General features: G+C 68.9%; 27 protein-coding genes. 5 read left to right on the forward strand and 22 right to left on the reverse strand.

Translation table 11 applies throughout. From position 1 onward, the window contains the following. From cysW to lepA, 6 genes are all read right to left on the reverse strand, one after another. Entirely contained in the window at positions 1 to 849 is an 849-nt protein-coding gene (gene cysW / locus BKA16_RS18115; protein ID WP_183371987.1) for a sulfate ABC transporter permease subunit CysW, read from the reverse strand. Beyond that, entirely contained in the window at positions 846 to 1652 is an 807-nt protein-coding gene (cysT, locus tag BKA16_RS18120; protein ID WP_343067618.1) for a sulfate ABC transporter permease subunit CysT, read from the reverse strand. Before cysT ends, cysW begins: the two co-directional genes overlap by 4 nt. 26 nt (positions 1653 to 1678) lie before the next feature. Next, positions 1679 to 2758, reverse strand: coding sequence for a sulfate ABC transporter substrate-binding protein (locus BKA16_RS18125; RefSeq protein WP_183371989.1), 1080 nt, complete (start codon positions 2756 to 2758; stop codon positions 1679 to 1681). Positions 2759 to 2998: 240 nt separating this feature from the next. Then, complete coding sequence (locus tag BKA16_RS18130; protein WP_183371990.1) at positions 2999 to 3199, reverse strand: hypothetical protein; 201 nt, start codon at positions 3197 to 3199, stop codon at positions 2999 to 3001. 9 nt (positions 3200 to 3208) lie between these two features. Further along, on the reverse strand, positions 3209 to 5230 hold the full coding sequence (locus BKA16_RS18135; RefSeq protein WP_183371991.1) for a M3 family metallopeptidase: 2022 nt from the start codon (positions 5228 to 5230) through the stop codon (positions 3209 to 3211). Positions 5231 to 5232: 2 nt separating this feature from the next. Further along, positions 5233 to 7215, reverse strand: a complete 1983-nt coding sequence (lepA, locus tag BKA16_RS18140; RefSeq protein WP_382425425.1) for a translation elongation factor 4 — start codon at positions 7213 to 7215, stop codon at positions 5233 to 5235. Between lepA and BKA16_RS18145 the strand changes: the two genes are divergently transcribed. Both BKA16_RS18145 and BKA16_RS18150 read left to right on the forward strand, forming a co-directional pair. Next, positions 7193 to 7870, forward strand: coding sequence for an alpha/beta hydrolase family protein (locus tag BKA16_RS18145; protein ID WP_183371993.1), 678 nt, complete (start codon positions 7193 to 7195; stop codon positions 7868 to 7870). The genes lepA and BKA16_RS18145 overlap by 23 nt on opposite strands. After that, positions 7867 to 8268, forward strand: coding sequence for a type II toxin-antitoxin system PemK/MazF family toxin (locus BKA16_RS18150; protein ID WP_183371994.1), 402 nt, complete (start codon positions 7867 to 7869; stop codon positions 8266 to 8268). Before BKA16_RS18145 ends, BKA16_RS18150 begins: the two co-directional genes overlap by 4 nt. A gap of 97 nt (positions 8269 to 8365) precedes the next feature. Here the strand turns inward: BKA16_RS18150 and BKA16_RS18155 are convergent, their stop codons facing one another. After that, the gene (locus tag BKA16_RS18155) at positions 8366 to 9469 is read right to left on the reverse strand and encodes a sulfotransferase family protein (protein ID WP_183371995.1); all 1104 of its coding nucleotides are present in this window, start codon (positions 9467 to 9469) and stop codon (positions 8366 to 8368) included. A 248-nt stretch (positions 9470 to 9717) separates the two neighbouring features. On the opposite strand from BKA16_RS18155, the gene rpsT reads away from it, so the two are divergent. Then, on the forward strand, positions 9718 to 9978 hold the full coding sequence (gene rpsT / locus BKA16_RS18160) for a 30S ribosomal protein S20 (RefSeq protein WP_183371996.1): 261 nt from the start codon (positions 9718 to 9720) through the stop codon (positions 9976 to 9978). Positions 9979 to 10128: 150 nt separating this feature from the next. Here rpsT and holA read toward each other — a convergent pair whose 3' ends face one another. The 5 genes from holA to BKA16_RS24205 form a co-directional block, all read right to left on the reverse strand. After that, the gene (holA, locus tag BKA16_RS18165; protein ID WP_183371997.1) at positions 10129 to 11091 is read right to left on the reverse strand and encodes a DNA polymerase III subunit delta; all 963 of its coding nucleotides are present in this window, start codon (positions 11089 to 11091) and stop codon (positions 10129 to 10131) included. 107 nt (positions 11092 to 11198) lie between these two features. After that, positions 11199 to 12677 carry a ComEC/Rec2 family competence protein gene (locus BKA16_RS18170; RefSeq protein WP_183371998.1) on the reverse strand — a complete coding sequence of 493 codons (1479 nt, stop codon included), beginning with the start codon at positions 12675 to 12677 and terminating at the stop codon, positions 11199 to 11201. Further along, the gene (locus BKA16_RS18175; RefSeq protein ID WP_183371999.1) at positions 12674 to 13642 is read right to left on the reverse strand and encodes a helix-hairpin-helix domain-containing protein; all 969 of its coding nucleotides are present in this window, start codon (positions 13640 to 13642) and stop codon (positions 12674 to 12676) included. Before BKA16_RS18175 ends, BKA16_RS18170 begins: the two co-directional genes overlap by 4 nt. Positions 13643 to 13754: 112 nt before the next feature. Beyond that, positions 13755 to 14603 carry a DegV family protein gene (locus tag BKA16_RS18180; protein ID WP_183372000.1) on the reverse strand — a complete coding sequence of 283 codons (849 nt, stop codon included), beginning with the start codon at positions 14601 to 14603 and terminating at the stop codon, positions 13755 to 13757. 4 nt (positions 14604 to 14607) lie between these two features. Next, positions 14608 to 15501 carry a GntR family transcriptional regulator gene (locus BKA16_RS24205; protein ID WP_343067500.1) on the reverse strand — a complete coding sequence of 298 codons (894 nt, stop codon included), beginning with the start codon at positions 15499 to 15501 and terminating at the stop codon, positions 14608 to 14610. Positions 15502 to 15582: 81 nt separating this feature from the next. Here BKA16_RS24205 and BKA16_RS18190 point away from each other — a divergent pair, with 81 nt between their 5' ends. Beyond that, a complete protein-coding gene (locus tag BKA16_RS18190; RefSeq protein ID WP_183372001.1) occupies positions 15583 to 16782 on the forward strand; it encodes an FAD-dependent monooxygenase in 1200 nt (399 codons plus the stop codon). On the opposite strand, the gene octT is transcribed toward BKA16_RS18190, so the two are convergent. From octT to BKA16_RS18235, 9 genes are all read right to left on the reverse strand, one after another. After that, on the reverse strand, positions 16769 to 17488 hold the full coding sequence (gene octT / locus BKA16_RS18195; protein ID WP_343067501.1) for a diglucosylglycerate octanoyltransferase: 720 nt from the start codon (positions 17486 to 17488) through the stop codon (positions 16769 to 16771). The two genes, BKA16_RS18190 and octT, sit on opposite strands and share 14 nt — an antisense overlap. Positions 17489 to 17502: 14 nt before the next feature. Further along, on the reverse strand, positions 17503 to 18210 hold the full coding sequence (locus tag BKA16_RS18200) for a histidine phosphatase family protein (RefSeq protein ID WP_183372002.1): 708 nt from the start codon (positions 18208 to 18210) through the stop codon (positions 17503 to 17505). After that, the gene (gene rsfS / locus BKA16_RS18205; protein WP_183372003.1) at positions 18207 to 18620 is read right to left on the reverse strand and encodes a ribosome silencing factor; all 414 of its coding nucleotides are present in this window, start codon (positions 18618 to 18620) and stop codon (positions 18207 to 18209) included. The genes BKA16_RS18200 and rsfS overlap by 4 nt, the downstream gene beginning before the upstream one ends. Beyond that, positions 18607 to 19269 (reverse strand): nicotinate-nucleotide adenylyltransferase, encoded by a 663-nt coding sequence (gene nadD / locus BKA16_RS18210; protein ID WP_183372004.1) that lies wholly within the window; start codon positions 19267 to 19269, stop codon positions 18607 to 18609. Before nadD ends, rsfS begins: the two co-directional genes overlap by 14 nt. A gap of 97 nt (positions 19270 to 19366) precedes the next feature. Then, a complete protein-coding gene (locus BKA16_RS18215) occupies positions 19367 to 20770 on the reverse strand; it encodes a vWA domain-containing protein (RefSeq protein ID WP_183372005.1) in 1404 nt (467 codons plus the stop codon). Positions 20771 to 20775: 5 nt separating this feature from the next. Beyond that, positions 20776 to 21672, reverse strand: coding sequence for an AAA family ATPase (locus BKA16_RS18220; protein ID WP_183372006.1), 897 nt, complete (start codon positions 21670 to 21672; stop codon positions 20776 to 20778). Beyond that, positions 21669 to 22928, reverse strand: a complete 1260-nt coding sequence (locus tag BKA16_RS18225) for a glutamate-5-semialdehyde dehydrogenase (RefSeq protein ID WP_183372007.1) — start codon at positions 22926 to 22928, stop codon at positions 21669 to 21671. Before BKA16_RS18225 ends, BKA16_RS18220 begins: the two co-directional genes overlap by 4 nt. After that, entirely contained in the window at positions 22925 to 24076 is a 1152-nt protein-coding gene (locus tag BKA16_RS18230; RefSeq protein ID WP_183372008.1) for a sensor histidine kinase, read from the reverse strand. Before BKA16_RS18230 ends, BKA16_RS18225 begins: the two co-directional genes overlap by 4 nt. Next, positions 24073 to 24765, reverse strand: coding sequence for a response regulator (locus BKA16_RS18235; RefSeq protein ID WP_183373162.1), 693 nt, complete (start codon positions 24763 to 24765; stop codon positions 24073 to 24075). The genes BKA16_RS18230 and BKA16_RS18235 overlap by 4 nt, the downstream gene beginning before the upstream one ends. 196 nt (positions 24766 to 24961) lie before the next feature. Here BKA16_RS18235 and BKA16_RS18240 point away from each other — a divergent pair, with 196 nt between their 5' ends. Then, positions 24962 to 25561, forward strand: coding sequence for a DUF305 domain-containing protein (locus BKA16_RS18240; protein ID WP_183372009.1), 600 nt, complete (start codon positions 24962 to 24964; stop codon positions 25559 to 25561). A 34-nt stretch (positions 25562 to 25595) separates the two neighbouring features. On the opposite strand, the gene BKA16_RS18245 is transcribed toward BKA16_RS18240, so the two are convergent. Continuing rightward, on the reverse strand, positions 25596 to 26327 hold the full coding sequence (locus tag BKA16_RS18245) for an HNH endonuclease family protein (RefSeq protein WP_183372010.1): 732 nt from the start codon (positions 26325 to 26327) through the stop codon (positions 25596 to 25598). Between the last annotated feature and the right edge of the window lie 89 nt (positions 26328 to 26416).

Below are 26416 nucleotides of genomic sequence, written 5' to 3' on the forward strand. Positions count from 1 at the left end.
TCAGTTCTTCTCCTCTTCGACGATCGACGCACTCGCGTCGGCCACCCGTCCTTGAACGCGTCGTTCGATGATGGTCATGGCGACGAGCACGACGACCGCCACCAGCATGAGCAGAGTCGCGGCGGCGTACGCGCCGAACTCGTTGTAGTCGTCGGTGTACCGCGAGGACACCAGCAGGGTCAGGGTCTGGGAGACGCCGGGGAAGTTCGACGACACCATGGTCACGGCGCCGTACTCGCCGAGGGCGCGAGCGACGGTCAACACCACGCCGTACGTCAGGCCCCAGCGGATCGCCGGCAGTGTGACCCGCCAGAACGTCTGCCATCCGGTGGCACCGAGGGTGGCCGCGGCCTCCTCCTGTTCGGTGCCGATCTCCCGCAGCACCGGCTCCACCTCGCGGACCACGAACGGCAGGGTCACGAAGATCGTCGCCAGGACCATGCCCGGCAGACCGAAGATCACGCGGAAGCCGAGCGATTCGATCCCGCCGAACCACCCGTCGACACCCCATAGAGCGATCAGCGCGACGCCGACGACCACCGGCGACACCGCGAACGGCAGATCGACGACGGCCTGCAGGAGGCCCTTGCCCCGGAACCGCCCTCGGGCCAGGGCGAGTGCGGTGACGATCCCGAAGATCACGTTGATCGGGACCACGATCACCACGATCAGCAGCGTCAACTGCAGTGCGGAGATCGCCGCGGGTGTGGTGATCCACTCCCAGAACTGGCCCAAGCCGTGCTCGAACGACCGCCAGAAGATCAGCGCGACCGGCACGATGAGCAGGACGAACAGGTAGATGAGCGCGATTGCGCGCAGGCCCAGTCGGGTCCGTTTCGACACGATCATTCCGAGCCCTCCCGACGGGTCTGGATGCGTGAGACGATGCGCAGGGCGAGCAGGGCGACGAAGGCGATGACCAGCAGCGCCACTGAGATGGCGGCCGCGTTCACCGGCTGGTCGACCTCGATCTCCTGCTGGATGTACTGCGAGGCGACCTGCGTCTTGCCGGGGATGTTGCCGCCGATGAGGACCACGGAGCCGAACTCGCCGATCGCCCGGGTGAACGCCAGTCCGGCACCGGTGAGGATCGACGGCAGGAGTGCGGGAAGCACGATCTTGGTGAAGATGATCCGGTTGTCGGCGCCGAGGACCGCGGCCGCCTCCTCCACGCTCTGATCGAGTTCCATCAGCACCGGCTGCACCTGGCGGACGACGAACGGCAGGGTGACGAACGTCAAGGCGATGACGAGTGCTGGCTGCGTCGCCGAGAGGTGGAGGTCGATGGGGCTGTTCGGCCCGTACAGGGACAGCAGCACGAGGCTGGCGACGATCGTCGGCAACGCGAACGGCAGGTCGATGATCGCGTTCACGAAACCCTTGCCGGGGAAGTCGTCCCGCACCAGGACCCATGCGATGATCGTGCCGAAGACCACGTTGATGAGCGCGACGACGACGGACACGACGATCGTGATGCCCAGGGTCTGCAGGGCGGGCTTGGCGACGATCGCGTCCCAGAAGCCCGCGGGACCGTCGTCGAACGACTGGGCGACGATCGCCGCCAGCGGAAGCAGGACGATCAGGCTCAACCACAGTCCGGCGACGCCCACCGTCAGACCGGTGCTCGACCGCCTGACTCTACTGCTCACCACCGGATCATCGGTGGACTCTGCGATGCTCAACTTCCCGACTCCTCGTCGTAGATCGCGGTGATCGCACCGCTCTCGCCGAACAACTCCTTGTCGACGGTCTTCCACCCGCCGAGGTCCTCGATCGTGGTCAGCCGTCGGATGTCGCCCGGAAAGTCCGCGCGGGTCTCGGCCATCACGCCCGGATCGGTCGGGCGGAAACCAGCCGCCGCCCACAACCGCTGAGCGGGCGGAGAGAACAGGTAGTCGACGAACGTCCGGGCCGCCGCACGATCGTCGCCCGTGTTGACGACGGCGACCGGATTGTCGATGCGGAACGTGTCCGCGGGAACGATGTAGTCCACGCGCTGCGACTTGGGTGCCTCGCCGTTGCGTCGGGCCAGCATGATCGCCTCGTTCTCGTAGCTGATCAAGACGTCGCCCTGTCCCTGCTGGAACGTCGTGGTGGCCTCGCGACCCGACTTCGGCTGCACCTTGATGTGGTCGCGCACCAGCTCGCGGACGTAGTCCAGACCGGCCTGCGGGTTCTCACCGCCGTCGCTCGTCGCCGCGTACGGGGCCAGGAGGTTCCACTTGGCCGACCCAGAGCTTCCCGGGTTCGGCGAGACGACCTCCACGCCGGGCTTGAGCAGATCGGCCCACGTGTGGATGTTCTTCGGGTTCCCCTGACGCACGACGAGCGCTACGACCGATCCGAACGGCACCGACTTGTGCGGATGCTGGTCTTCCCAGTCGTCGTCGACGACACCGGCCTTCACCAGGCGAGTCACATCGGGAGCGACGGAGAAGTTGACGACGTCGACCGGCATGCCGCGCGCCACTTTGCGCGACTGGTCGCCCGAGGCGCCGTACGACTGGGAGAACCCGATGTCGCGGCCTTCCGGCGTCTCCCGGAAGGCGGGGATGATCTTGTCGAAGCCGGGCTTCGGCGTCGCGTACGCGGCGAGGTTCACATGCCTGCTGCCCGACGAGATGTCGATGCCTCCGGGTTCGTCCGTCGAACCGCCTCCGCACGCGCTGACCGCCACGGCGAGGGCCGTGGCGACGGCGACGGCGCCGAAGATCCGGCGCGGACGCCGAGCGCGTCGATGGGTCTGTTCCGATTTCACTCGATGACGCTAACAACGTTACGACCTGCTGCTCAACGCAGAACGCGATTGCGCTCACGGTGATTACAACTGTGGTGTTCACGTCCGACGGTCGAACGGCGGGTCGCACCGCCGCTCCCTGTGGGTGGAGCCGACGAGCATGACCGACGAGAGCCTCGGCTCAGCGCAGGATGAGCCAGGCGATGAGGACGAGGATGAGCAGCGCGACGAGCGCAATGGTCACTTTGGAACGGAACATGCCTAAATACCCAATCCGTGATCGTCGCCGACGTCGCGTCGGGAGAACACTGAGAAGATCTTGCCGACGAGGCGGTTCACGACGACGGCGATCAACGTCGCGATCGGAATCGCGACGACGAGGAACACCACCAGTTGGGGGATGAAGGGCAGCCCGGTGAGCCATTCCTCCACCGAGTCCCACCAGGACAGCAGTCCACGCATGAGTTCACCTTACTCGCCGGTCGTATCGAGCCCGCGCCGTGCCAGCAGGGGCCCGATCTGCGCGTCACGGCCGAGCATGCCGGCGTGGGCGGCCACCGGATCGACGCTGTCGCCGCGGGAGAGCACGGCGTCGGCGAACGCTCGACCGAGGTCGCGGTCGAGCCCGCCGCCGGCGAGGAACCACTGCTCGGTCTCCGCGTCGAGGACCTCCGACCAGATGTACGAGTAGTAGCCGGCCGAGTAGCCGCCTGCGAACACGTGGTTGAAGTACGTGGTCCGGTAGCGCGGCGGGATGAGGTCCGAGTCCAGGCCCGCCTCGGCGAGTGCCCGTTCCTCGAACGCCTGCACGTCGGCGGGGATCTCGTCCGGCCCCAGCCGGTGCCAGGCGAGGTCGAGAGCCGACGCCGCCAGGTATTCGATCGTCGAGTGCGCGGTCTCGGTGGCCGTCGCCGCACGCACCGCGTCGAGCAGGGCGGCGGGAGCCGGCTCGCCGGTCCGATGATGCCGGGCGTATCCGGCGACGACCTCCGGATGCAGGGCCCACATCTCGTTGACCTGCGACGGGAACTCCACGAAGTCGCGCGGAACCGACGTACCCGACTGCGATACGTAGTCGACGTCGGAGAGCAGTCCGTGGATCGCGTGCCCGAACTCGTGGAACACGGTGACCAGCTGGTCGAGGTTCAGCAGGCACTTCTCGCCTGCCTCGGGTCTGGTCAGATTCGACACGTTGACGATGATCGGCGACGTGCCGAGGCTGTTCGACTGGTCGACGATGTTGTTCATCCACGCCCCGCCCCGCTTGGACGGGCGGGCGAAGAAGTCGCCGAGGAACAGACCGACGCCCGCGCCGTCGCGGGACACCTCCCAGACCCGCACGTCGGGATGGTATCCATGCAGATCGGGGCGCTCGGTCATGGTCAACCCGTACAGGACGTTCGCCGCGGCGAACACACCGTCGCGCAGCACCGATTCCAGCTCGCAGTACTGCTCGAACTCGTCGATGTCGACGTCGCCGCCGGAACGCTGATCCGCGGCGAGGGCGAAGGTCACGTCCCACGGTTCGAGTCGCGCGCCGCCGGAGATGCGATCGAGTTCGCGTCCGCCGGCCGCCATCGCGGCCTCACCGAGGCGGGCCAGCAGGTCGGCCGCGGCCTGCGGGCTCGGTGCGGTCTGCTCGGCGAGCACGAACTCGGCGTGATCGGTGTAGCCGAGCAGACGTGCTCGGCGCGCACGCAGCTCGACGATCTCGAGGACCGTCGCCCGGGTGTCGAACTCGTTGTCGCGGGCGCACCGGGAGATCGACGCCTCGAAGACCTTGCGGCGCGAGTCGGCGTTCGTCAGCTTGGCGACGCTCCCCTGACTGCTCGGCAGCTCGAGGGCGACCAGGAAGCCTCCGTCGTGCCCGGCGTCGGTCGCCGCGCGTCGGGCCGCGGCGATCTCGCCGTCGGACAGCCCGTGCAGGTCGGTGAGGTCGGTGAAGAGGACCGCCGAGGCGTTGGTGTCGTCGAGGAGCCGCTGACCGAAGTCGGTCGTCAGGGTCGCCAACCGTGACGACCACTCCCGCATCTGCGCCTGCCCGGCTTCGTCGAGGGCGGCGCCGGCGCGGACCGCGGCCCGATATCGCTGCTCGGTGAGACGTCGCTGCGGCTCGGTGAGCCCGGACTCCTCGCGGGAGGCGTGAACGGCTTCGATCCGTGCGAAGAGTCCGGCGTTCATCGCGATCGCGTTGCCGTGCTCGGTGAGCCGGACGGCCAGTTCCTGCGCGATCTGTGCGCGCTGCGGATTGCTGTCGGGCCCTTCGAGATTGAAGAAGATCCCGTTGGCGCGGGCCAGCGCCCGACCGGAGTTCTCCAGCGCCTCGATCGTGTTCGCGAAACTCGCGGGGTCGGTGTTCGACGCGATGGCGTCCACCTCGGCGAGGTGTTCGGCCAGGGCGACGTCGTAGGCGGGCAGGAAGTCGTCGTCGGAGATCGACGCGAAGTCGGGCAGCCCGTACGGCAGGTTCGAGGAGGCCAGGACCGGGTTCACGGCTACTTCCCCTTCGGCTTGTCGCCGAGTTCGTCCGTCGACAGCGCGGCGACGAACGCCTCCTGCGGGACCTCGACGCGACCGATGGTCTTCATGCGCTTCTTGCCCTCCTTCTGCTTCTCCAGCAGCTTGCGCTTACGGCTGATGTCGCCGCCGTAGCATTTGGCGAGGACGTCCTTGCGGATGGCGCGGATGTTCTCGCGGGCGATGATCTTGGAGCCGATGGCGGCCTGCACGGGAACTTCGAACTGCTGGCGCGGAATCAGTTCGCGCAGCTTGTTGGTCATCTTGTTGCCGTAGCCGTACGCCGAGTCCTTGTGGACGATGGCGCTGAAGGCGTCGACGGCCTCGCCCTGCAGCAGGATGTCGACCTTGACCAGATCGGCCTCCTGCTCGCCCGCCTCCTCGTAGTCGAGGCTCGCGTAGCCGCGGGTGCGCGATTTGAGGGCGTCGAAGAAGTCGAAGATGATCTCGGCGAGCGGCATCGTGTACCGCATCTCCACCCGGGTCTCCGACAGGTAGTCCATCCCGCCGAGATCGCCGCGCCGGGACTGGCACAGCTCCATGATCGAACCGATGAACTCGCTCGGCGCGATGACGGTCATCTTGACGACCGGCTCGAAGACGTGGCGGGTCTTGCCCTCCGGCCAGTCGGAGGGATTGGTGACGACGACCTCGGAGCCGTCGTCCATCTCGACGCGGTAGACGACGTTGGGCGCGGTCGAGATGAGGTTGAGATCGAACTCCCGCTCGAGGCGTTCGCGGGTGATCTCCATGTGGAGCAGACCGAGGAAGCCGCATCGGAAACCGAAGCCGAGGGCGACCGACGTCTCCGGCTCGAATGTCAGCGCCGCATCGTTGAGCTGCAGTTTCTCCAGTGCTTCGCGGAGCACCGGGTAGTCGGAGCCGTCGACGGGGTACAGGCCGGAGTAGACCATCGGACGCGGCTCGCGGTATCCGGTCAGCGGCTCGTCGGCACCGTGGCGAGCGGAGGTCACGGTGTCGCCGACCTTCGACTGGCGGACGTCCTTCACACCGGTGATGAGGTAGCCGACCTCGCCGACGCCGAGCCCCTTGGACGCCTTGGGCTCCGGGGAGACGATGCCGACCTCGAGGAGTTCGTGGGTGGCTCCGGTCGACATCATCGCGATCTTCTCGCGCGGAACGATCTTGCCGTCGACGACACGCACGTACGTCACGACGCCGCGGTAGGTGTCGTACACCGAGTCGAAGATCATGGCACGGGCCGGAGCATCGGAATCGCCGACCGGGGCGGGGATCTGGCGAACGGCCGCGTCGAGGAGTTCGGGCACGCCGACGCCGGTCTTCCCCGACACGCGCAGGACGTCCTCCGGCTCGCATCCGATGATGTGGGCGATCTCGGCCGCGTACTTGTCCGGGTCCGCGGCGGGCAGATCGATCTTGTTCAGGACCGGGATGATCGTCAGATCGTTGTCCATCGCCAGGTACAGGTTCGCCAAGGTCTGGGCCTCGATGCCCTGCGCGGCGTCGACCAGCAGGATCGCACCCTCACAGGCTTCGAGCGCACGCGAGACCTCGTAGGTGAAGTCGACGTGACCGGGGGTGTCGATGAGGTGGATGACGTAGTCCTCGCCGTCGACGGTCCACGGCAGCCGGACGTTCTGCGCCTTGATCGTGATGCCGCGCTCACGCTCGATGTCCATGCGGTCGAGGTACTGGGCGCGCATGTCGCGAGCCTCGACCACACCGGTCAACTGCAGCATGCGGTCCGCGAGCGTGGACTTGCCGTGGTCGATGTGCGCGATGATGCAGAAGTTCCTGATATTGGCGGGATCAGTGAACGTCGTGTCGGCGAAGCTGGGAATCGAACTCACTCCTTGCGGCGGCAGGGCCGGCTCGAACCGGCACAGGTCACCCTCTAGTTTCGCACGCCCGCGTCGCGCACGACGATTCACCAGGGCGCGAACACCGGTAACCTCGATGCCTGTGACCGATTCCGTCATGGTGACAGCCGACTCCGTCGCCGCCGACCTCGTGGTGCCCGACGATCCGCAGGGTCTGATCGTGCTCGCGCACGGGGCGGGCAGCGATCGCCGGTCCGTTCTGCTCGGGGTGCTCGGCGACGCGCTCGCCCACGGCGGATTCGCCGTCGCGCGCATCGATCTGCCCTACCGGCAGCGGCGACCGAAAGGACCGCCGTCCCCGTCGAAGGCGGCCGTCGACCGGGACGGGATCCGTGCCGCCGTCGCCGTTCTGCGCGAGCGGGTCGACGTCGACGGTCCGGTGATCGTCGGCGGCCAGTCGTACGGCGGACGGCAGGCGTCGATGGCCGTGGCCGACGACTCCCGACTCGCCGACGGACTGCTGCTGACGTCCTATCCGCTGCACCCTCCGGGGAGACCGGAGAAGGCACGCACCGAACACCTGCCCGACATCGTCGTGCCGACGTTGATCGTGCACGGCCGATCGGACGCGTTCGGCACCTCCGACGAGTTCGCGCGGGTGCTGCCTCTGTTCGGCGGCCCCGTCCGCCTGGTGGAGATCGACAAGGCCGATCACGGTCTCAAACCCGAGCGCAGCGGTGTGGGGTCCGCGACCGCCGACGCGGTCGGTCAGTGGCTCGCTCCGCGGGCCGACGAGTTCAGGACGCGACGATGAGACGGTTCACCGAGCGACCGACCGCCGATCTCGCGCGACGGATCGCCTACGCACCCGATCTGGACGGTGCCGCCGATCCCGGTGAGATCGTCTGGACGTGGGTGCCGTTCGAGGAGGACGAGACCAGGGGCAAGGACCGACCCGTCCTGGTGGTCGGCCGCGACGCCGACCATCTCCTCGGACTGATGCTGTCGAGTCAGGACTATCACCGTGACGAGGCCGACTGGCAGTCGATCGGCTCGGGCGCATGGGACCGCGAGCATCGGGAGAGCTTCGTCCGCCTCGACAGGGTGCTCGTCGTCGCCGAGCACGGCATCCGCCGCGAAGGCGCGATCGTCGAGAAGGGTCGCTTCGACGCCGTCGCCGACACGCTCCGCGCCCGGTTCGGTTGGCACTGAGCCGTAGGCGGGGTCGGCGCGCTCGACGAGCCGCCACCGGCGAAATCCCCTGTCGGCGAAATCCCACTGTCGGCGAAATCCCCCTGTCGGCGGAGTCCTACTGTCGGCGAAACCTCTGTGTACGACGTCGGACCGCACGCACGACGTTTCCGACGCGGGTCTTCAACCGGACCGGTGGATCGACGATGGCCGACACCTTGACCCACTGCGCGATGGCGTCGAGTCCCGCGTCGAACGCTTCCGCGTCCGCGACCGGCGGTGTCGCCGCACCGCTGGGCGCCACCCGCAGGTCGTCGACGGTTCCCGAGACCGGGTAGCCGCCGTCGACGACGGCTGCGACGAGCTCGTCGGAGTACTCGGCGACCCAGGCGAGCTGGTCGGCTCCGAGCCCGATGGGCGCTCCCCCGTCGAGGTCGGACATCACCTGGTGGATGAGGACGTTCTTCACCAGTCGCTCGTATCGATCCCATGGCACGTCCGTCGGCTGCAGCCGGGTGTTGAGCCGACGCAGGAACTCCGTCTGAGAAGCCGACAGCGAACTGTTGTCGCGGACGGGCGGCTCCGGCAGGGCTGCGGGGTCGACGTCGACGACGCGCAGGAAGCGCTCCCACAGTCCGTCGCCGTCGGCGGCCGACGCTTTGGCGGGGACCGTGACGATGTGCACGCGCTCGGGGCCGACGACCGCCGACCAGTCGGCGAGTATTCGCCGATAGTCCTGGAACTCCCAGAACGGCTCGTCGCCGGGGTTCTCCGGGCCCGCACTGATGGACGCTACGAACTCGTCGAGAGTCGCGCGACGTTGGTTCTTCACATTCTCCTGCCACACCGACGGCACCTGACGTCCGAGGTCGCGGACGGTGAGGATCGCGTGGACCTCGTCGGCGAACGAGAGATCGTCGACGAGCCCGCGGATCCGTTCGGGCCCCGCGTTGGCGAACAACTCGTGCGAGACCAGCGACCGCTGCGGCCACTGCCTCATCTGCTCCACCATCGCGGGCCATGCACCAGCGTGTTCGGGACGAGCCCAGTCGAGGTATCGCTCGGGCTGCAGGTGGGTCGCGGCGTGAAAGTGGTCGTCCATGCGGACGCCCGGATACAGCAGTCCGGCGGCCATCGCGTGGTCCCGATTGCGCCAGAGGCGACCCTGGATATGCGTGGTGCCGGTCTTGGGGAGACCGACGTGGACGTAGACGACAGACATGGGCGCGACCCTAGTACACCCGCACCGGACGGACAGTGCACACGCACCGGACGGGCTCACCTGCGATACTGACGGCCGGCGTCGACGACCTCGCGGGCGTTCGTCCCGATTTGGGTGGTGCCGGGGTCGCTGGTATCGTTGACCGCTGTTGCGCTTTCCTGCCGACCGGGTTCGGTCGCGGAGCGCTGCCCGAAACACAGCACGGACGGCCGCGGTGGCCGCTGACATACGATGAGTAAGGAAATCGCGTGGCAAACATCAAGTCGCAGATCAAGCGGAACAAGACCAACGAGGCGCGTCGTCAGCGCAACCAGTCGATCAAGTCGGCGTTGCGCACCGCCCTCCGCAACTTCCGCGAGACCGTCGCCTCGGGCGACAAGGAGAAGGCCGACGAGCAGCTCCTCGCGACCAGCCGCCAGCTCGACAAGGCCGCGTCGAAGGGTGTCATCCACAAGAACCAGGCCGCCAACAAGAAGTCGGCGATGGCTCTCGCAGTCAACAAGCTCTGATGACCGGCGGGCCGGTACGGTCCGCGCCGGAGCATAGATCTTCATAGCAGTACGGAATCAACCCCGACGGTGTCCACGCGGCCGTCGGGGTTGATCGCGTCTCTGGTTCGACCGACCCGCATCGAATCGGGGGAAGCAGCGCAGCAGCGGCTACCGGCCGCGGCGCGGCCGCAGCTGCGCGACCTGGGCCACCGCGTGTTCGAGGGCGTAGTCCATATCGGCCGCCTGCCCCTTCACATCGCCGTTGAGCTGGGCGACGACGAGCATCGCCTTGCCGATCGACTCGGCGTCCCATGCGCGCGCCTGTCCCTGGATCTTGCCGACGCGTCCCGGCGGCATCCCGAGTTCGGAGGCCACCGAGTACTTGTCGGCACCGCCCATCGACCGGACACGCGCGATGCCGAACACGGCTTCGGCGAGCGCGTCGGCGAGCAGGACTCGCGCCGTCCCGTGATGCTGCGCCCACGCCAGCGACTCCATCGCTCCGGCGACATCGCCGGTCACGGCCTTGTCGGCGACCTCGAAGCCGGTGACCTCGGCGCGCCCGGTGTAGTAGGTGCGGACCGCGGTCTCGTCGACCTTGCCGCCGGTGTCGGCGACCAGCTGACGGCACGCCGCCGACAGCTCACGCAGATCAGATCCCACCATGTCGGTCACGAGTTCGACGACGGCCGGGGTCACCCGCACGCCGAGTTCACGGAACTCGGCGCGTACGAAGTCGGCACGCTCATTCGGCCATTTCGGTGCGACGCAGGAGAACTCTTGTGCGCCTTCCTTCTTGAGCAGTCCGACCATCGACTTCTGCCGTCCGCCCCCGGAGTGGATGACGGCCATCGTGATGCCCTCGGGCACCGACTTCGCGGTGGCGACGATGAGCCCGGCCGGTTCCTTGCCCGCGGCGTCGGCGGCTTCGATCACGACGATCCGCTCGTCGGCGAACAACGACGGGCTCAGCAGCTCCGCCAGTTCCGGTGCGGTGACCTCCCCGGCGCGGACACGGGTGACGGGAACATCGACTCCCGCGTCACGCGACTTCTCTGCGCTGATCCGCGAGATCACCCGACCGGTCAGGAAATCGTCGTCACCCAGGAGTAGAAACAACTGATCGCTCACGAGTCCATCCTCGCATCAGGGCCCGACATACAGAAGCAGGACCCCATTGCTCGGTGCCACCCGCGGGTACGCAGGTCGCCAGAGCGCGGCGGTCGTGTCCGTCGGCCTCATCGTCGAGCGTTCCGCGCGGATCGCCCGTACCGAAGTGCGATCGCCGCTCCGGATCCGACCGCCACCAGCACTCCCGCCGCCGCGAGTCCCGGTACCTCCGGGGACGCCCACCCCGGACCCCCGAGACGATCGGCGACGCCGATCAACCAGCGGACACCCGGGCCGGTGAACCTCACCAGCAGTTCCGCGACGACGCTGTTCGGTCCGTAGCGGGGTCCGAGCGCGCCGACCGCGGCGGCGAGGGTCCCGGCGATGCCGACGAACGGAATCACCGGCGCGGCGAGGATGTTCGCCGGAATCGTGAAGACGCTGACCCGATCGCTGATCGCGATCACGAGCGGAGTCGTCAGAATCTGAGCGGCTACGGTCATCGACAGGAGTGCCGCGACCGACTCCGGCACTCCCCTGTTCGTCATCGCGAACCTGATCGGCACCGACCACAGGACCAGGCCGAGCGTCGCCGCGACCGACAGCGCGAACCCTGGAGCCAGCGCCATCTCCGGCCACCACAGCACGACGACGATCACCGCCGCGCCGAGGGCGGGAAGCGCCTGCGATCTCCTCGACGCGAGGCCCGCGGCCAGGCCGACTCCACCCATGACGGCCGCACGGAGCACACTGTCGGTGGGCCGCACGAGGATCACGAAACCGATCACCGCCACCACGCCGACAGCGAACACGACCGGTGGCCGCGCGCCGAACGAACGGACGCACAGCAGCACCGCACCGACCACCAGGACCAGATTGGCACCCGATACGGCGACGAGGTGCTGCAGACCGGAGGCCTTGAAGTTCTCCTTCGTCGACTGGTCGAGGCCGCCGGTGTCCCCGAGGATCAGGCCGGGGAGAAGTCCGCCCGCGCGGCTGCCGAGGGACCGGGCCGCCGTCTCGCGCAACCGAAGCCGTACCTGGCCGGCCGCCCGTTGCCACCACGGCGCCTCGCCGACTCTGCGCAGCGAACCCGCCGCCGCCAGTTCTGCGGCGACCAGCCGCTCGCTCCCCGGCGAACCCGCCTGCCGCACCCGCACACGCGTCGACAGCCGTTCACCGGGAAGAAGATCGCCGACGTCCGACGCAGCGCTGAGCCTCGCGGCCACCGGCCGTTGCGAGCGCCCGGAGACCGCGACCACGTCGACCGCGACCGTGAAGCGCTGCCCGCCGGCGAAGAAGACCGGATCGCCGGCGACGACCATGTCGACGACGGGCTTGCCGACCGCGTCACGGATCGGTGCATCGTCGACGGCGACGATCCGCAGCACGACGCACGCACCGGCGGCAGCCGCGATTCCACAGATCCCGAGCACGGTCACGGCCGCCTCGCGCCGTCTCGCGTCCCGGGCCCACCACCCTGCGACCACACCGCCGACCACGAACACGGAGGTCAGCACTGTCGTCAGGCCGGTCGGCGCGACCAGTGCCAGCGCCGTCGTCGCCCAGCAGGCCGCGGCGGGTGCGGCCAGCCGGAGGTCGATCATCGGCCGACGGTGACCAGCGGTCGCAGCTTGGCCAGTCGGCCGTCGCCGATACCGTCGACCTCCGCCAGTTGGTCGACCGAGGAGAACGAACCGTTCGTCTGTCGCCACGCCAGGATCGACTGCGCGGTGACCGGCCCGATCCCGGGCAGCGCGTCGAGTTCGGCTTCGGTGGCGGTGTTCAGATTCACCAGACCCGTCCCGTCTGTCGGCGCCGTCGCCGCGGTCGACGCACCGGGCCCGGCCTGCCCACCGCTGCTGGACACGACGGCCGACCGGACCTGCCCGTCGCCGGACCGGCCCACCAGGATCTGGTCGCCGTCGCGGACGATCTGCGCGAGGTTCAGACTCATCGTGTCCGCGCCGGGACGGGCGCCGCCCGCCCGGGCGAGCGCATCGGCGACACGCGAATCCGGCGGCATCCGCACCAGACCGGGCTCATGAACCAACCCGACGACGCTCACGACGACTTCGATCGGCCGGTCGTGTGTGCTCGACGCCGGGGACTCGACCGACGCGGTCGGCGGCGGGGCCGATTCGATCCCCGCGTCGAAGGCGACCAGCGGCGTCGTCGGCTCGTTCTGGCGCAGGAGTGAGTAGCCGGCGAAGCCGCACGCCACGAGTCCCACGAGGATCAGACCGATCGCGGCCGGCGGCAGCATCAGCCACCGACGGCGCGGCGCCTCCCACTCGTCGTCATCGTCGTCGGCGGGCGGATCGTCACGGCCGCCGCCGTCGTCGTCGAGACAGTCGAAGTCCTCGCCGCGGCCGGTCCACGCCTGTCTCCCCCGCCTGGTGTCGAGCCAGTCCGGCATACCGGTGGCTCCCCACCGGTCGACGGCGGAGTCGTCGTCGTCCGCGTCGTCGTCCGCGTCCGGCGGCGAACCCGCCGCCGGTTCGACGAACAGTCGTGACAGTCGCTGTGCCCCGGTGTCGCGGTCCCGGCCCGCCCGCAGTTGGTTCCCCATGTCCGGACCGTAGGTCCGCCGGGGACTTCACGACAGGGAGGAACGACGGAATCGGCGATTCTGTGGAGAACTCCGGATCGCTCCACAGGACGACGTGCGGATACGTACGGCGTCAGTCGAGCGGATCGAGCCCGTGCGCGAGCGAGACGCCGACGGCGCCGGGCCCGACATGCGTGCCGAGAACCGGCCCCAGATCGACGGTCAGGGTCGAGACCACGTCGTCGAGGCGACGAGTCACCGTGTCGAGGACCTCCGATGCCAGATCGGGGTTCTGACAGTGTTGGACGCCGATGGTCACCGGTTCGCCGTCGGCGACTTCGACGGCCGCGTCGATCATCTTGGCCATGGCCTTCGTCATGGTGCGGTGCCGCTCGCGCAGCGCGAGCAGACCGTCGGACATGTGCAGAATCGGCTTGATCGACAGCGCCGATCCGAGAAGGTGCCCGGCGATGCCGAGTCGGCCGCTGTTGCGGAGGTTGTCCAGGCTGTGCACGCACAGCATCGACTCGGCGGTCGCGGCGGCACGCACCGTCGCCTCGTACACCTCGTCGCGGGAGGCTCCGGCTTCGGCGGCCTGCACGGCGGCCATCGTCGTCAGCCCGAGCGACACCCCCACCGAGCGGGAGTCGACCACGCGGATCGCACCGTCGAGTGCGTCGGAGGCCAGGCGCGCCGCACTCCATGTGCCCGACAGGCGACGGGACATGTGCACCGCGACGACGCCGTCGCCCCCACTCCGATCGAGTGCCTCTTCGTAGGCACGCCGCAGATCGGCCAGACTCGCACCCGAGGTGGTCACCCCGGGCATGGTCACGACGTCGGACGGAACCGAGTCGACTCCCTCGAGATACTCGATGCCGTCGTCGAGAGACAAGTGCAGCGGGACCTGCGCGATGCCGTGCGCGTCGGTCAGTGACGCGGGCAACCGCGATGACGAATCGGTGACGACGACGACAGGCATTCCCCTAGGTTAGCCTGCGCGTTTCACACACCTCGATCCCGTCCAGAAAGCGCTGCATCCCGGACTCCAGCAGCACCTCGGCATCGTAGGGATAGCCGATCTCCATGATCGCGTTCAGGTGCGGGCACCGGTCGGCGGGAGCGATCCTCCGCAGGTCCCCGGCGCGCAGATCCATCCACTGGTCGTTGGTCACCCCGGTGTCCGCACGATCGGCGAGTTCGGGTTCGAGCGTCGCTCCGATCCCACGCACCAGCGTGACCAGACCGAGGTAGTCGGTGAACGCCCGCACCGGATCGAGGCCGGCACCGCGTAGACCGCCGAGCATCCGCTCGGTCATCGGCATCGCGTGCGGCATCGCCGCAGGCCGGGTCATCGACAACGCACCCGCGAACCACGGGTGAGCGACCATCGCGCGCCACAGAGCGCGTGCCGCCCCTTCCAGATCCGCCCGCCACGCCCCGGTCTCCGCCGGAAGCTCGATCTCGGCGAAGACTGCGTCGAGCATCGCGACCTCGAGGTCCTCGCGACTGGGGGCGTACCGGTACACGGCCATCGTCGGGATGCCCAACGCGGCGGCGAGTCGACGCATCGACACGGCCCGCAACGACTCCGCGTCGGCGATCGACACGGCCGCGGCGACGACCCCCTCGCGAGTCAGGATCGCCGGATCGACGCCGTCGGGGGCGCGCACCACGCTGCCGCGGCCCGGCGTCGACTCGACGAGCCCGTCCGCCTGCAGCAGCGCGAGGACTCGACTGGCGGTGGCCATCGCGACGTTGTGGTCGCGCATGATGGCCCGGGTCGACGGCACCGGATCGCCCGGACGCAACCCGCCCTGGGCGATACGCGTCCGCAGTCCGTCCGCGATCCGCTCGGCGCGCGTCACGGCGACCACCACGGAAGCGCACTAGTGCACTTTTGACGAATAACCACGACAACACCGTATCGCAGAGCGATCGATACGGCGTACGTTCGCACTATGAAAACACTCGATGTACTCGTCAGCGGCGCCTCGATCGCCGGACCCGCCGCCGCACTGCTCCTCACCCGCCAAGGTCATCGCGTGACGGTGGTCGAGCGCGCACCCGCACTGCGCTCCGGCGGTCAGACCGTCGATCTGCGAGGAGCGGGACGAACCGTGGTGGACCGGATGGGACTGACCGCGGCCACCGATGCCCGGCTCCTCGACCAGCGCGGCATCGCCGTCGTCGACGCGCACGGTCGACGACGCTCGGCTCTGCCGGTCGAAGCCTTCGACGGCAACGGCATCGTGTCCGCGCACGAGATCCTGCGCGGCGACCTCGCCGAGACGATCGTCGCGGCGGTGCCGGACAGCGTCGAGTACGTCTGGAACGACACCGTGACCGCGATCGATCACGACGTCGACCGCGCCGTGGTCTCGTTCGAGACGTCGGCCGATCGCGCATTCGACCTCGTCATCGGTGCGGACGGTCTGAACTCCGCGGTCCGCCGCGCCGCATTCGGACCCGACGAGCACCACCTCGCCCCGATCGGGCTGCGCTACGCGTGGTTCACCGCGACGATCGATCAGGACCTCGACGGCTGGTACCTGATGCACAACGCAGTCGGTGGTCGGGTCGTCTCCTGCCGACCGTCGCGAGTCGACGGCACCGTCAAGGCGTCGCTGGCCGTCCGCGGCAGCGACGCCGCGCCTCTCACCGCGCCGGAGGATCAGTGGCGGATGCTCGAGGAGGCGTTCGACGGTGTCGGGTGGGTGGCGCCGCAGCTGCTCGCTCAGATGCGGCACGCCACCGACTGGGCGTACGCGGACCTCGCCCAGGTGCGGATGACGAGTTTCGCTCGCGACCGGGTGGCCCTCGTCGGCGACGCCGGACACTGTCCGACACCGTTGACCGGTCTGGGCACGACGCTCGCGCTGGTCGGTGCGTATGTCCTGGCGGGCGAGATCTCGCGCGCGGACGACGTCGCGGCGGCCCTCGCCTCCTATGAACACGTGATGCGCCCGTTCGTCGCTCGCGCCCAACAGTTGCCGCCCGGCGGGGCGAGCGGATACGCGCCGTCGTCGCGTATCGCGGTCGAATTGAGCAGGTTCACCTACTGGTCGATGAACAAGTGGCCCATGCGGCGCCTTCTGGCCTCGCAGTTCGCCAAGGCCGACGGCATCGACCTGCCGGACTACCGGATCACGGCCGGGTGAGCGCCGCCTGCACCACCGGCGCGACGATGTCGGCGATCTGTGCGTGCACCGCGCGGCTCCAGTGGATGCCGTCCGGGTTCATGACGGCGTCGACGTCGTCGTACGCGGCCGCCGTGACGTCGTAGAAGGCGGTCGTCACCGGGATCGAGTGCTCGCCCGCCCACCGGGTGATCGCCGTGGTCAGCGGTACCCGACCGGGATGCGCGTGACCGTAATACGGGCTGTCGTGCGTCGACGGCAGGCACACCACGATCGGCAGATCCGGACGCAGATGCGCCACCGCGCTCCGGACCTTCTCGAAGTAGTCGATGGAGACTCGCGGGGGCAGCGCCATCGGCCAGCCCAACGGAGACAACCGCGGCTGCAGCCACCCGTACGCGTCGCGGACCCGCTGACGCAGCGCGGCCGGACGCAGATAGCGGATCTGCTCGCGGATCGCGGTCGGCATGGGCGAGGGCAGCGAGTCCATGCCGCCGTACGCCAGGACCAGCACGTCGGCGCGGGGCAGCGCGGCCCAGACGCGCGGATCCTGGGTGAGCGCCCACCAGACGTCGCGGCTGGTCCAGCCGATCCGGGCGAACAGTTCGACGTCGTGTCCGAGGTGCTCCCCGACCAGGTTCGGCCAGATCCTCGGGTCGTCGGCGGCCAGGCCGCCGGTCTCGTCGTAGTACGCCAACGAGTCGCCGAGCACCATGATCGAACCCACGGAAGAGATCCCTTCTACTGGATCGCCGACTCGGCGGACGCGTTCCACACGTCCAGACGCCAGATCGGATCGTCGGCATCGGTCGCCGAGTGCCCGGACAACTGCACCCACGCGGTGTTCGCCAGCCCGCCGAGCACCGGCCAGTCGCCGACCGGCAGCCCCAGCAGGACGGCGGTCAAGGCGGCGATGCACCCGCCGTGCGCCACCAGGACCACGGGCGCGTCGGGATCGTCGCCCCGCCCCCAGTCGTCGAGGCCCGCGACGAGTTCGGCGACGACGGGCGCCATGCGTTCGGCGACGTCGACACGGCTCTCGCCGTGCGGCGGCGGCCACGTGGCATCGTCGCGCCAGAGTCGGCGGGCGCCGGGCATGGCCGCGTCGACCTCGGTGTGCGTCATGCCCTGCCAGTCGCCCAGATGCGTCTCACGCAGCCGTGCATCGGTCGTCACGTCCTGTCCGGTGACCGCGCCGATCGCCTGGGCGGTCCGGTGAGCCCGCCGAAGATCCGACGACAGGATCACCAGCGGCGACCGGGTCGCGATCGCCGCACCAGCCGCCTCGGCCTGTGCTTCACCGAGCTCGCTCAGTTCGGTGTCGAGCTGTCCCTGCATGCGCTGGGACGCGTTGTACACGGTCTGCCCGTGTCGTAGGAGGACGAGCCGGCGAACGCGCGGCGTGAGCCGTTCGACGCTGGAGTCCCCGGGGTCGGGCTCGCCCCTCATTCGTCGGCGCCGGCGAGCCGGTCGGAGTCGCCTGCCGGCCGCTCGGGCGTCTCGATGCCCTCGATGTCGATCAGCGGACAATCCTTCCAGAGGCGCTCGAGGCCGTAGAAGTCGCGCTCGTCGTCGTGCTGGATGTGCACCACGAGTTCGCCGTAGTCGAGCAGTGCCCAACGTCCCTCGCGCGTGCCCTCCCGGCGCAGCGGCTGGTGTCCGGCCTCCCGGAGCTTGTCCTCGACCTCTTCGACGATCGAGTTGACCTGACGCTCGTTGTCCGCCGAGCCGATCAGGAACACGTCGGTGATGACGAGCTGCTCGGAGACGTCGATCGCCGCGACGTTCGTCGCGAGTCGGTCGACGGCGGCGTGCGCGGCGATGGTCGCCATCGCGATGGATTCTTCAGTCGCGCTCACTGGGTTCCTCTCGGTACAGACCGTGCTTGGCGATGTACTGGACGACGCCGTCGGGCACCAGGTACCAGACGGGACGTCCGGCAGCGGCCCGCACACGACAATCGGTGGACGAGATCGCCAGCGCGGGGATCTCGATCAACTGCAGTGCCCGTGCGGGGCGCGTCGCCAGATGTTCGGTCAGATGTTCGACGTTCAGTTCGTATCCGGGCCGCGACACTCCGATGAAGTTCGCCAGCTCGAAAAGGTCTTCCCAATCATGCCAGGTCAGGATGGTCTCGAGTGCATCGGCTCCGGTGATGAAGTACAGCTCGTCGTCTGGGAGTGCTCGCCGCAGGTCGCGCAGGGTGTCGACCGTGTACGTGACGCCTTCCCGCTCGATGTCGACTCGACTGACCGTGAACTGGGGGTTCGACGCGGTGGCGACCACCGTCATCAGGTATCGGTGCTCGGCCGGACTGACCTGCCGGGACGGGTCGGACGCGTGCTCACCCTCTTTCTGCCACGGTCGGCCCGTGGGAACGAAGATCACCTGGTCGAGCTTCACTCGATCCGCGACCTCGCTCGCCGCGACGAGGTGACCGTTGTGGATCGGGTCGAAGGTGCCGCCCATGATGCCGATGCGGCGGGCGCGCGCAGTCTCCGATGACATGGGCTGTGAGTTTACCTTCGCGGCGGAGTGGAGCCGTGATCGGCACCGCCGTCGGGGTCGGCCCGCGTTCGCGTCACATCCGGTGACAGACCGGCTCTCACACCGGCAGCAGGTCGGCGATCACCCGCCCGAGCTGGTCGGCGTTGCGGCACTCGTACATGTCGACCTCGGCGGCGTACACGCTCGCCGACGAGTCGCCGGAGTCCCAGGCCTGCTTCCGTTCGGGGTTGAGCCAGTACGCGTTGCGGACCCGCTCACGGATCTTCGCCAACGCGTCCGCGCGTGCCGGCCGGAAGTTGTTCCGCGCGTCGCCGAGGATCAACAGGGCGCTGCGATGGGTCAGGGAGTCGAGATACGTCTCGGCGAAGCCCTTGAGCATGTGCCCGTAGTCGGAATGGCCGTCCCGCGTGCTGATCTTCGCCTCGTGCAGCATCTCGGTCATCCGCTGCCCGAACTGCGTGTCGTCGTTGCCGTGCGCGAAGAAGTCGGTGACCTCGTCGACGGTGTCGACGAAGGCGAATACGCGAACGTTCGAGAACTGCTGGCGCAGCGCGTACACGAGCTGGAGGGTGAACTGGCTGAAGCCCGCGACCGACCCGGACACGTCGCAGATGATGATCAGCTCGGGCTTACCGGGCCTCGGCTTGCGCCGCCTCAGTTCGATCGGCACTCCCCCGGTCGACATCGAGGCGCGCAGCGTGGCCCGCACATCGACGGCCGCATGCTTGTTGCGGCGACGGCGGAACTCCAGCTTCGCGGCCAGCAGCCGCGCGATCGGGTCGATCGTGCGCCGCATCTTGATCATGTCCTGCGCGTTGGCGGAGAAGAAGTCGATGTTCTCGGGCAGCTTCGGCACCGCGTACTGCGACACCGCCTCGCGCCCGCGGACTTCCGCCATCCGGCGCTGCGTCTCGGTGGTGACGGCGTCGGTGAGTCTGCGCGTCGCGTCGCGGGCGGCCTGTCGGTTGAGCGCGTCTGTTCCGGCACGCTCACCGTCGCGTCCCCCGCCGGCCATCGCCGCGGCGATCCGCGCGATCAGCGTCTGCGGTGAGATCTGCGACATCGCCTGATACACCGAGTACGACTCTCCGCGCGCCGACTCGTACCGTCCCATCTCGGCGACGATCGCCGCCACGAGCTGATCGAAACGGCCGTCGGCGTCCGCGTCCGGGTCGGCGAGGATGTCGGCGACCGTCTCGCGCATGGCCTCCACGTCGACGTTCCCGTCGTCGTCGCGCGGCACCTCGAAAGCGGCAAGTCGCGCGGCGTTGCCGAGCGGGAACCACAACTCGAAGCACAGGTCGAAGGTGTCGCGGTGATTGTGGTCGGACAGCAGGGTCGCCGCGAGGCCCTCCCGCAACGACTCACGGTCCAGGAGGTCCAGAACGGTCATCGCCTGCCCGGCGTCGATCAGATTCGACGGTCCGACGGTGATGCCGCGTCCGCGCAGATCCTCGACGAATCCGGTGAGCGTGTCGACGACCCGGTCGGCACCCGCCATGCCGATCAGCCCAGCTTCAGTTCGCGGATCGCCGTCGTCACATCGGGACGGTGCTTGAGCACCACGCCGAGGGTCTTCGCCAGCAACGACTCATCGAGGCGTCCACCGGACACGGCCTCCTCGCCGGTCGTCATCGCGAGCAGCGTGTTGCCCCAGTCGATGGTCTCGGCGACCGACGGCTTCTTCTTGATGTCGAGCCCGCGGAGGACGCCGACGACGCGGACGAGTTCCTCGGCGACCTTCTCCGGCAGATCCGGGACACGCGAGGCGAGGATCTCCCGTTCGAGGGCGGCGTCCGGGAAGTCGATGTACAGGTACAGGCAACGGCGCTTGAGCGCCTCCGACAGTTCCCGGTTCGCGTTGGAGGTGAGCAGCACGATGGGCCGCCGGGCCGAGGTGACCGTACCCATCTCCGGGATGGTGATCGCGAAGTCGCTGAGCACCTCCAAGAGCAGTCCCTCCATGTCGACGTCGGCCTTGTCGATCTCGTCGATCAGCAGGACCGTCGGCTCGGTGCGCGAGATGGCCGTGAGCAGCGGACGAGCGAGGAGGAACTCTTCGGAGAAGATGTCGTTCTTGGTCGCATCCCAATCGCGGCTGCCCGCGGCCTGGATCGCCAGGATCTGCTTGGCGTGGTTCCACTCGTAGAGGGCGCGCGCCTCGTCGATCCCCTCGTAGCACTGCAGGCGGATCAGTTCGGCGTCGGTGGCCTGCGCGATCGCGCGAGCGAGCTCGGTCTTGCCGACTCCCGCGGGCCCCTCGACGAGCAGCGGTTTGCCGAGGCGATCGGCGAGGAAGGTCGTCGTCGACGTGGCGCCGTCGGCGAGATAGCCGGTCTGCGCCAGACGAGCAGTGACGTCGGCGGCGTCGGCGAAGACGGGGACGATGTCGGCGGCGCTCATGCGGGACGCACCTGACCGTCGCCCCACACCAGCCACTTGGTGGAGGTGAGTTCGGTCAGACCCATCGGGCCGCGAGCATGGAGCTTCTGCGTGGAGATGCCGATCTCGGCGCCGAAGCCGAACTGCTCGCCGTCGGTGAACGCGGTGGACGCGTTGACCATCACCGCGGCGGCGTCGACTCGCGCGGTGAATTCGTTGGCGGCCTGCAGCGACTTGGTGACGATGGCCTCGGTGTGCCCGGTGCCGTACACGGCGATGTGCTCGATGGCCTCGTCGAGACCGTCGACGATCTTCATCGCGATGTCGAGGGAGAGGTATTCACGGTGCCAGTCGTCCTCGGTGGCCGGTTCCATGCCGTCCTCGTCGCCGTGGATCACCACGCCCTGCGACTGCAGCGCGGACATCAGCGGGGCGAGCGCCTCGGCGGCGATCGCCTTGTCGATCAGCACCGACTCGGCGGTGTTGCACACGCTGGGACGACGGGTCTTCGCGTTGAGAATGATCCGCGTGGCGATGTCGACATCGGCGTCGGCGTGCACGTACACGTGACAGTTGCCGGTTCCGGTCTCGATGGTGGGGACTTTGGCGTCGCGGACGACGGCCGAGATCAGTCCCGCGCCGCCGCGCGGAATCACCACGTCGACCAGCCCACGTGCCTGAATGAGCGCGGTGACGCTGTCGTGGCTCGCGCTGGGCAGCAGCGCGACGGCGTCGGGGCTGACGCTGCTGCGTGTGAGGACCTCGCGGAGCACGCCGACCAGAGCCTCGTTCGACATGGCGGCCGACGACGAGCCGCGCAGCAGGACGGCGTTACCGGACTTGAAGGCGATGCCGAATCCGTCGACGGTCACATTGGGCCGTGCCTCGTAGACGAAGCCGACGACGCCGAGCGGCACCCGCACCTGACGCAGGTCGAGTCCGTTGGGCAGAGTCTTGCCGGTGACGACCTGGCCGATCGGATCCGGCAGGGAGGCGACTTGGCGCAGTCCGTCGGTGATCCCGGCGATCCGCTCGGGCGTCAGACGGAGGCGGTCGACGAGCGAGGCCTCGGTGCCCGCGATCTCCGCTCGGCTCACGTCCTCGGCGTTGGCGGCGAGGATCGTGTCGGCCGCCGCATCGACCGCATCGGCGGCGTCGCGGAGGACGGCGTCCTTCTGCGCGGTGGTCAGCGTCGCGAGACTCCGGGAGGCCTTCTTCGCGGCAGTGGCCAGAACGGTGACGACCGCGGTGACGTCGGTGGCGGTTGATGCGCTCATGAACTCAGGTTAGCGTCAGCCGCCGACGTCCCGTCGACGGGCAGGGTCGCGGTGAACACCGCTCCCGTACCGGGGCCGTCGCTCGCCGCGGTCAGTGTTCCCCCGTGCGCTTCGACCAGAGCGCGGGCGATGGTCAGTCCGATGCCGCTGCCGCCGTCGCCACGGGCTCGGGCGTCGTCGGTGCGATAGAAGCGGTCGAACACGTACGGCAATCGGTCCGCGGCGATCCCGTCACCGGAGTCGGCGACGGCGAAGACGATGCGGTCGACGTCGACGCGGGTCGTCAGGGTGACCGTCCGACCCGCGGGCGAATGGCGGCGGGCGTTGTCGAGGAGGTTGCCGAGAACCTGGCCGATGCGGGCCGGATCGGCGCGGAGCGGGGCGTCGTCGCCGTCGACGGTCAGCGCGACGTCGGCCTCGGCGTACGACGGTCCGGCGATCGCCGCCGCGGCGTCGGCGAGCGACCGCGCGCCGGTCGGTTCGAGACGGATCGCCTCGAGACCCTCCTGCATGCGCGACACGGCGCCGATGTCCTCGGCGAGCCTGCCCAGACGCCGGGTCGCCGCGCGCAGCACCGCGAGGGTGTCGGCGTCGGCGGCGCGCACGCCGTCCTCGATCGCCTCCAGATGGGAGTCGACGGTCGCGACCGGCGTTCTCATCTCATGGCCGAGGTCGGCGAGCATGCGGCGGCGGACCGACTCGGTCTCGCCGAGACGACGAGCCAGTTCGTTGACGGCGGTGGCGAGGGCGTCGAACTCGCGGCCGAGACCGCTGCCGTCCACACGGGTGTCGTATCGTCCTCCGGCGATCGCCGCCGCGGACGAGACGAGCCGTCGTACCGAGCGCTCCATGCGGTGCGCCATCCACCAACTCGCTCCGAGGGCCACGACGACGGCGACCGCGGCGGCGGGCAGCAGTGCACGCAGGAGGGTGCCGCGCAGCGCCATCTCGACATGACCGAGCACATCGGCGTCGGTATCGAGTCCCGCGAGCCGGAGGTGATGGTGAAAGACGCCGGGCGCGATCACCACGACCACGACTCCCGCGGTGAGGAAGCACACCACGACCACGAGGAACGACGCGACGAACAGGCGGGCGCCGAACCCGAGTCGGCGGCTGTCGACGCCGCGACGCGACGCCCGACTCATCGCCCGTCTCCCATCCGGTAGCCCACGCCGCGGACCGTCCTCACGTACCGACCGCGGACGGCGTCGTCGCCGAGCTTTCGGCGCAGATGACCGATGTGCACGTCGACGAGATGATCGGCGCCGTCCCACCCGGTGCGCCATACGGCGCCGATCAGACCGCTCCGCGTGACGACGACCCCGGGGTCGGCCGACAGCACCGCCAACACGTCGAACTCGGTGCGGGTCAGGTGGATCGGACGACCGCCGACGGTCACCTCGCGTGCGGCGACGTCGACTGCGAGGTCGCCGAACACCCGTAGTCCACGGGTCGGCGACGGCGGGCGCGGGCCGCCGAGTCCGGCACGTGGACGACGGATCCGCGCCTGTATCCGGGCCGACAGCTCACGCGGGCTGAACGGCTTCGTCATGTAGTCGTCGGCGCCGACGGACAGACCGATCAGAGTGTCGACCTCTTCCGTACGCGCCGTCAGCATCACGACGTACGCGTCGGAGAACTCACGCAGCCGCCTGCACACCTCGACGCCGTCGAGTCCGGGCAGCCCGAGGTCGAGGACCATCACGTCCGGGTCCACACCGCGCGCCAGGTCGATCGCCGCGGCGCCGTCACCGGTCACCGTGGTCTCGAATCCGTCGCGCTCGAGATACGACGCGACGAGTCCCGCGAGGTCGGGTTCGTCTTCGACCACCATCGCGCGCAGTTCGCGGACTGCGCCGGTGCCTTCGTTCATGGACTCCATCATGGCCAGCCGTCTCGGGGCGCGTCGTGGCCGACCGCCGCCCGGCGAGACTTCTTGAGGAGATCTTGAGGTGATCTCGGAACGAACCCGGCGGTGCGCCGACCACACTCGACGGCACCGACCGTGCCGCCGACAGAAGGCAGAACCCATGAACATCCGCCCGATCGCCACAGGTGTCGCCGTTCTCGCAGCAGTCGCCGTCATCGCGGGCTGCTCCGATTCGACCGACTCGTCCCCGCACTCGGGACACGACATGTCGTCGATGTCGGCTCCCGCGTCGGCGAACACCTCGCGGCCGGCGCACAATGCCGCCGACGTCATGTTCGCGCAGATGATGATCCCGCACCATCGGCAGGCGGTGACGATGAGCGAGATCCTCCTCGCCAAGCAGGGCGTTCCGTCGGACGTCCGCACACTGGCGACGTCGATCAAGGGCGCCCAGGCCCCCGAGGTCGAGCAGCTGACCGGCTGGCTGACGGAGTGGGGCGAGCCGACGCAGACCGAGATGAGCGATCACCGCATGGACGGCATGGTGTCGGAGGCGGATCTGACCCGGCTCGAGGACGCGGTCGGCGCCGAAGCCGCCGCACTCTATCTGCGCCAGATGATCGGCCATCACGAAGGCGCCGTGGACATGGCGAAGACCGAGATCGCGAACGGCGAGAACACCGACGCCGTGGCCATGGCGCACAGCATCGTCGCCACTCAGCAGAAGGAGATCGACCGGATGAGGACGATGCTGGAGTGAGGCCTGTCGGCCGCCGTCCCGCGGCGTCTCGTCCTCAGCATCCCGCCAACGCCCGTTCCAGCACGCGACGCGACGGATCGTCGACAGGCAGACCGTAGGCCGCCAGGACGGTCACGACCTGGACCGCGTACTGGCAGGCGAAGCCGTCCAGCGGCGGCATCCAGGCCGCCGGTTCGGCATCGGATTTGTCCATATTGCTGGGGCCGTCCACCGCGAGCAGGTTCGACGGATCGTTCGCGAACCGGGTGCGCCGCGTACTCGACCAGTCCTTCGCGCCGAGATCCCAGGCGTACGACAATGCCACCACATGATCGATCTGGACCGCCGCGGACGAGCGACCGCGCTCGAAGACGATCTGCCGACCGGTGTACGGGCTGATCAGCACCCCTGAGGAGACGGCGCGCGGACACGAGGCGATCGGCACGCGTCCGGTCACCTCGAGATCTCGGGCGAGTATGTCGTTACGGGTGTCGCAACCGTTTCCCGCGCCCGGAGCGTCGGAGGCATCGGTCCACGCGGAACCGAACGTCCCGCGGTCGTAGGCGGTGTCGTGCGGAGGCCGCTCCGGAAGCACGGACAGCGCGGCGAGCGCGGCCCGCGCCTCCCGTACTCGTTCGGGTGCGACCGTCCGCGCGGTCTCCGGCAGCCCGACGCTCACCGCGACGACGATCGTGAGGACGGCGAACGCCGACAGCCCGGACCACTGCTTGGCCGTCAACCGTGCGACGCCGCGGCGTCGTCGCGCGGGCCAGTCCCTCCACCGCATCGCATCCTCCCCTCAGGGTTAGACGCACGAGTCGGGGGTACGGTTCCATCCGGTGTCGCGAGGTGTCGACGCCGGTTCTCGCGAGCGGC

It is taken from the genome of Gordonia humi, from assembly GCF_014197435.1.
In the GTDB taxonomy this organism is placed as follows: Bacteria; Actinomycetota; Actinomycetes; order Mycobacteriales; family Mycobacteriaceae; genus Gordonia; species Gordonia humi.

What these genes read in the sequence shown, in the direction of transcription:
- cysW (WP_183371987.1), bottom strand. Translation starts at nt 849, where the DNA reads ATGATCGTGTCGAAACGGACCCGACTGGGCCTGCGCGCAATCGCGCTC.
- BKA16_RS18130 (WP_183371990.1), bottom strand. Translation starts at nt 3,199, where the DNA reads ATGCGTGGACTGCTGTCCTGGTGGGACTCGGTGGAGGAATGGCTCACC.
- BKA16_RS18145 (WP_183371993.1), top strand. Translation starts at nt 7,193, where the DNA reads ATGCCTGTGACCGATTCCGTCATGGTGACAGCCGACTCCGTCGCCGCC.
- lepA (WP_382425425.1), bottom strand. Translation starts at nt 7,215, where the DNA reads ATGACGGAATCGGTCACAGGCATCGAGGTTACCGGTGTTCGCGCCCTG.
- BKA16_RS18150 (WP_183371994.1), top strand. Translation starts at nt 7,867, where the DNA reads ATGAGACGGTTCACCGAGCGACCGACCGCCGATCTCGCGCGACGGATC.
- BKA16_RS18155 (WP_183371995.1), bottom strand. Translation starts at nt 9,469, where the DNA reads ATGTCTGTCGTCTACGTCCACGTCGGTCTCCCCAAGACCGGCACCACG.
- BKA16_RS18170 (WP_183371998.1), bottom strand. Translation starts at nt 12,677, where the DNA reads ATGATCGACCTCCGGCTGGCCGCACCCGCCGCGGCCTGCTGGGCGACG.
- BKA16_RS18175 (WP_183371999.1), bottom strand. Translation starts at nt 13,642, where the DNA reads ATGGGGAACCAACTGCGGGCGGGCCGGGACCGCGACACCGGGGCACAG.
- BKA16_RS18180 (WP_183372000.1), bottom strand. Translation starts at nt 14,603, where the DNA reads ATGCCTGTCGTCGTCGTCACCGATTCGTCATCGCGGTTGCCCGCGTCA.
- BKA16_RS18190 (WP_183372001.1), top strand. Translation starts at nt 15,583, where the DNA reads ATGAAAACACTCGATGTACTCGTCAGCGGCGCCTCGATCGCCGGACCC.
- BKA16_RS18200 (WP_183372002.1), bottom strand. Translation starts at nt 18,210, where the DNA reads ATGAGGGGCGAGCCCGACCCCGGGGACTCCAGCGTCGAACGGCTCACG.
- nadD (WP_183372004.1), bottom strand. Translation starts at nt 19,269, where the DNA reads ATGTCATCGGAGACTGCGCGCGCCCGCCGCATCGGCATCATGGGCGGC.
- BKA16_RS18215 (WP_183372005.1), bottom strand. Translation starts at nt 20,770, where the DNA reads ATGGCGGGTGCCGACCGGGTCGTCGACACGCTCACCGGATTCGTCGAG.
- BKA16_RS18220 (WP_183372006.1), bottom strand. Translation starts at nt 21,672, where the DNA reads ATGAGCGCCGCCGACATCGTCCCCGTCTTCGCCGACGCCGCCGACGTC.
- BKA16_RS18225 (WP_183372007.1), bottom strand. Translation starts at nt 22,928, where the DNA reads ATGAGCGCATCAACCGCCACCGACGTCACCGCGGTCGTCACCGTTCTG.
- BKA16_RS18230 (WP_183372008.1), bottom strand. Translation starts at nt 24,076, where the DNA reads ATGAGTCGGGCGTCGCGTCGCGGCGTCGACAGCCGCCGACTCGGGTTC.
- BKA16_RS18235 (WP_183373162.1), bottom strand. Translation starts at nt 24,765, where the DNA reads ATGGTGGTCGAAGACGAACCCGACCTCGCGGGACTCGTCGCGTCGTAT.
- BKA16_RS18240 (WP_183372009.1), top strand. Translation starts at nt 24,962, where the DNA reads ATGAACATCCGCCCGATCGCCACAGGTGTCGCCGTTCTCGCAGCAGTC.
- BKA16_RS18245 (WP_183372010.1), bottom strand. Translation starts at nt 26,327, where the DNA reads ATGCGGTGGAGGGACTGGCCCGCGCGACGACGCCGCGGCGTCGCACGG.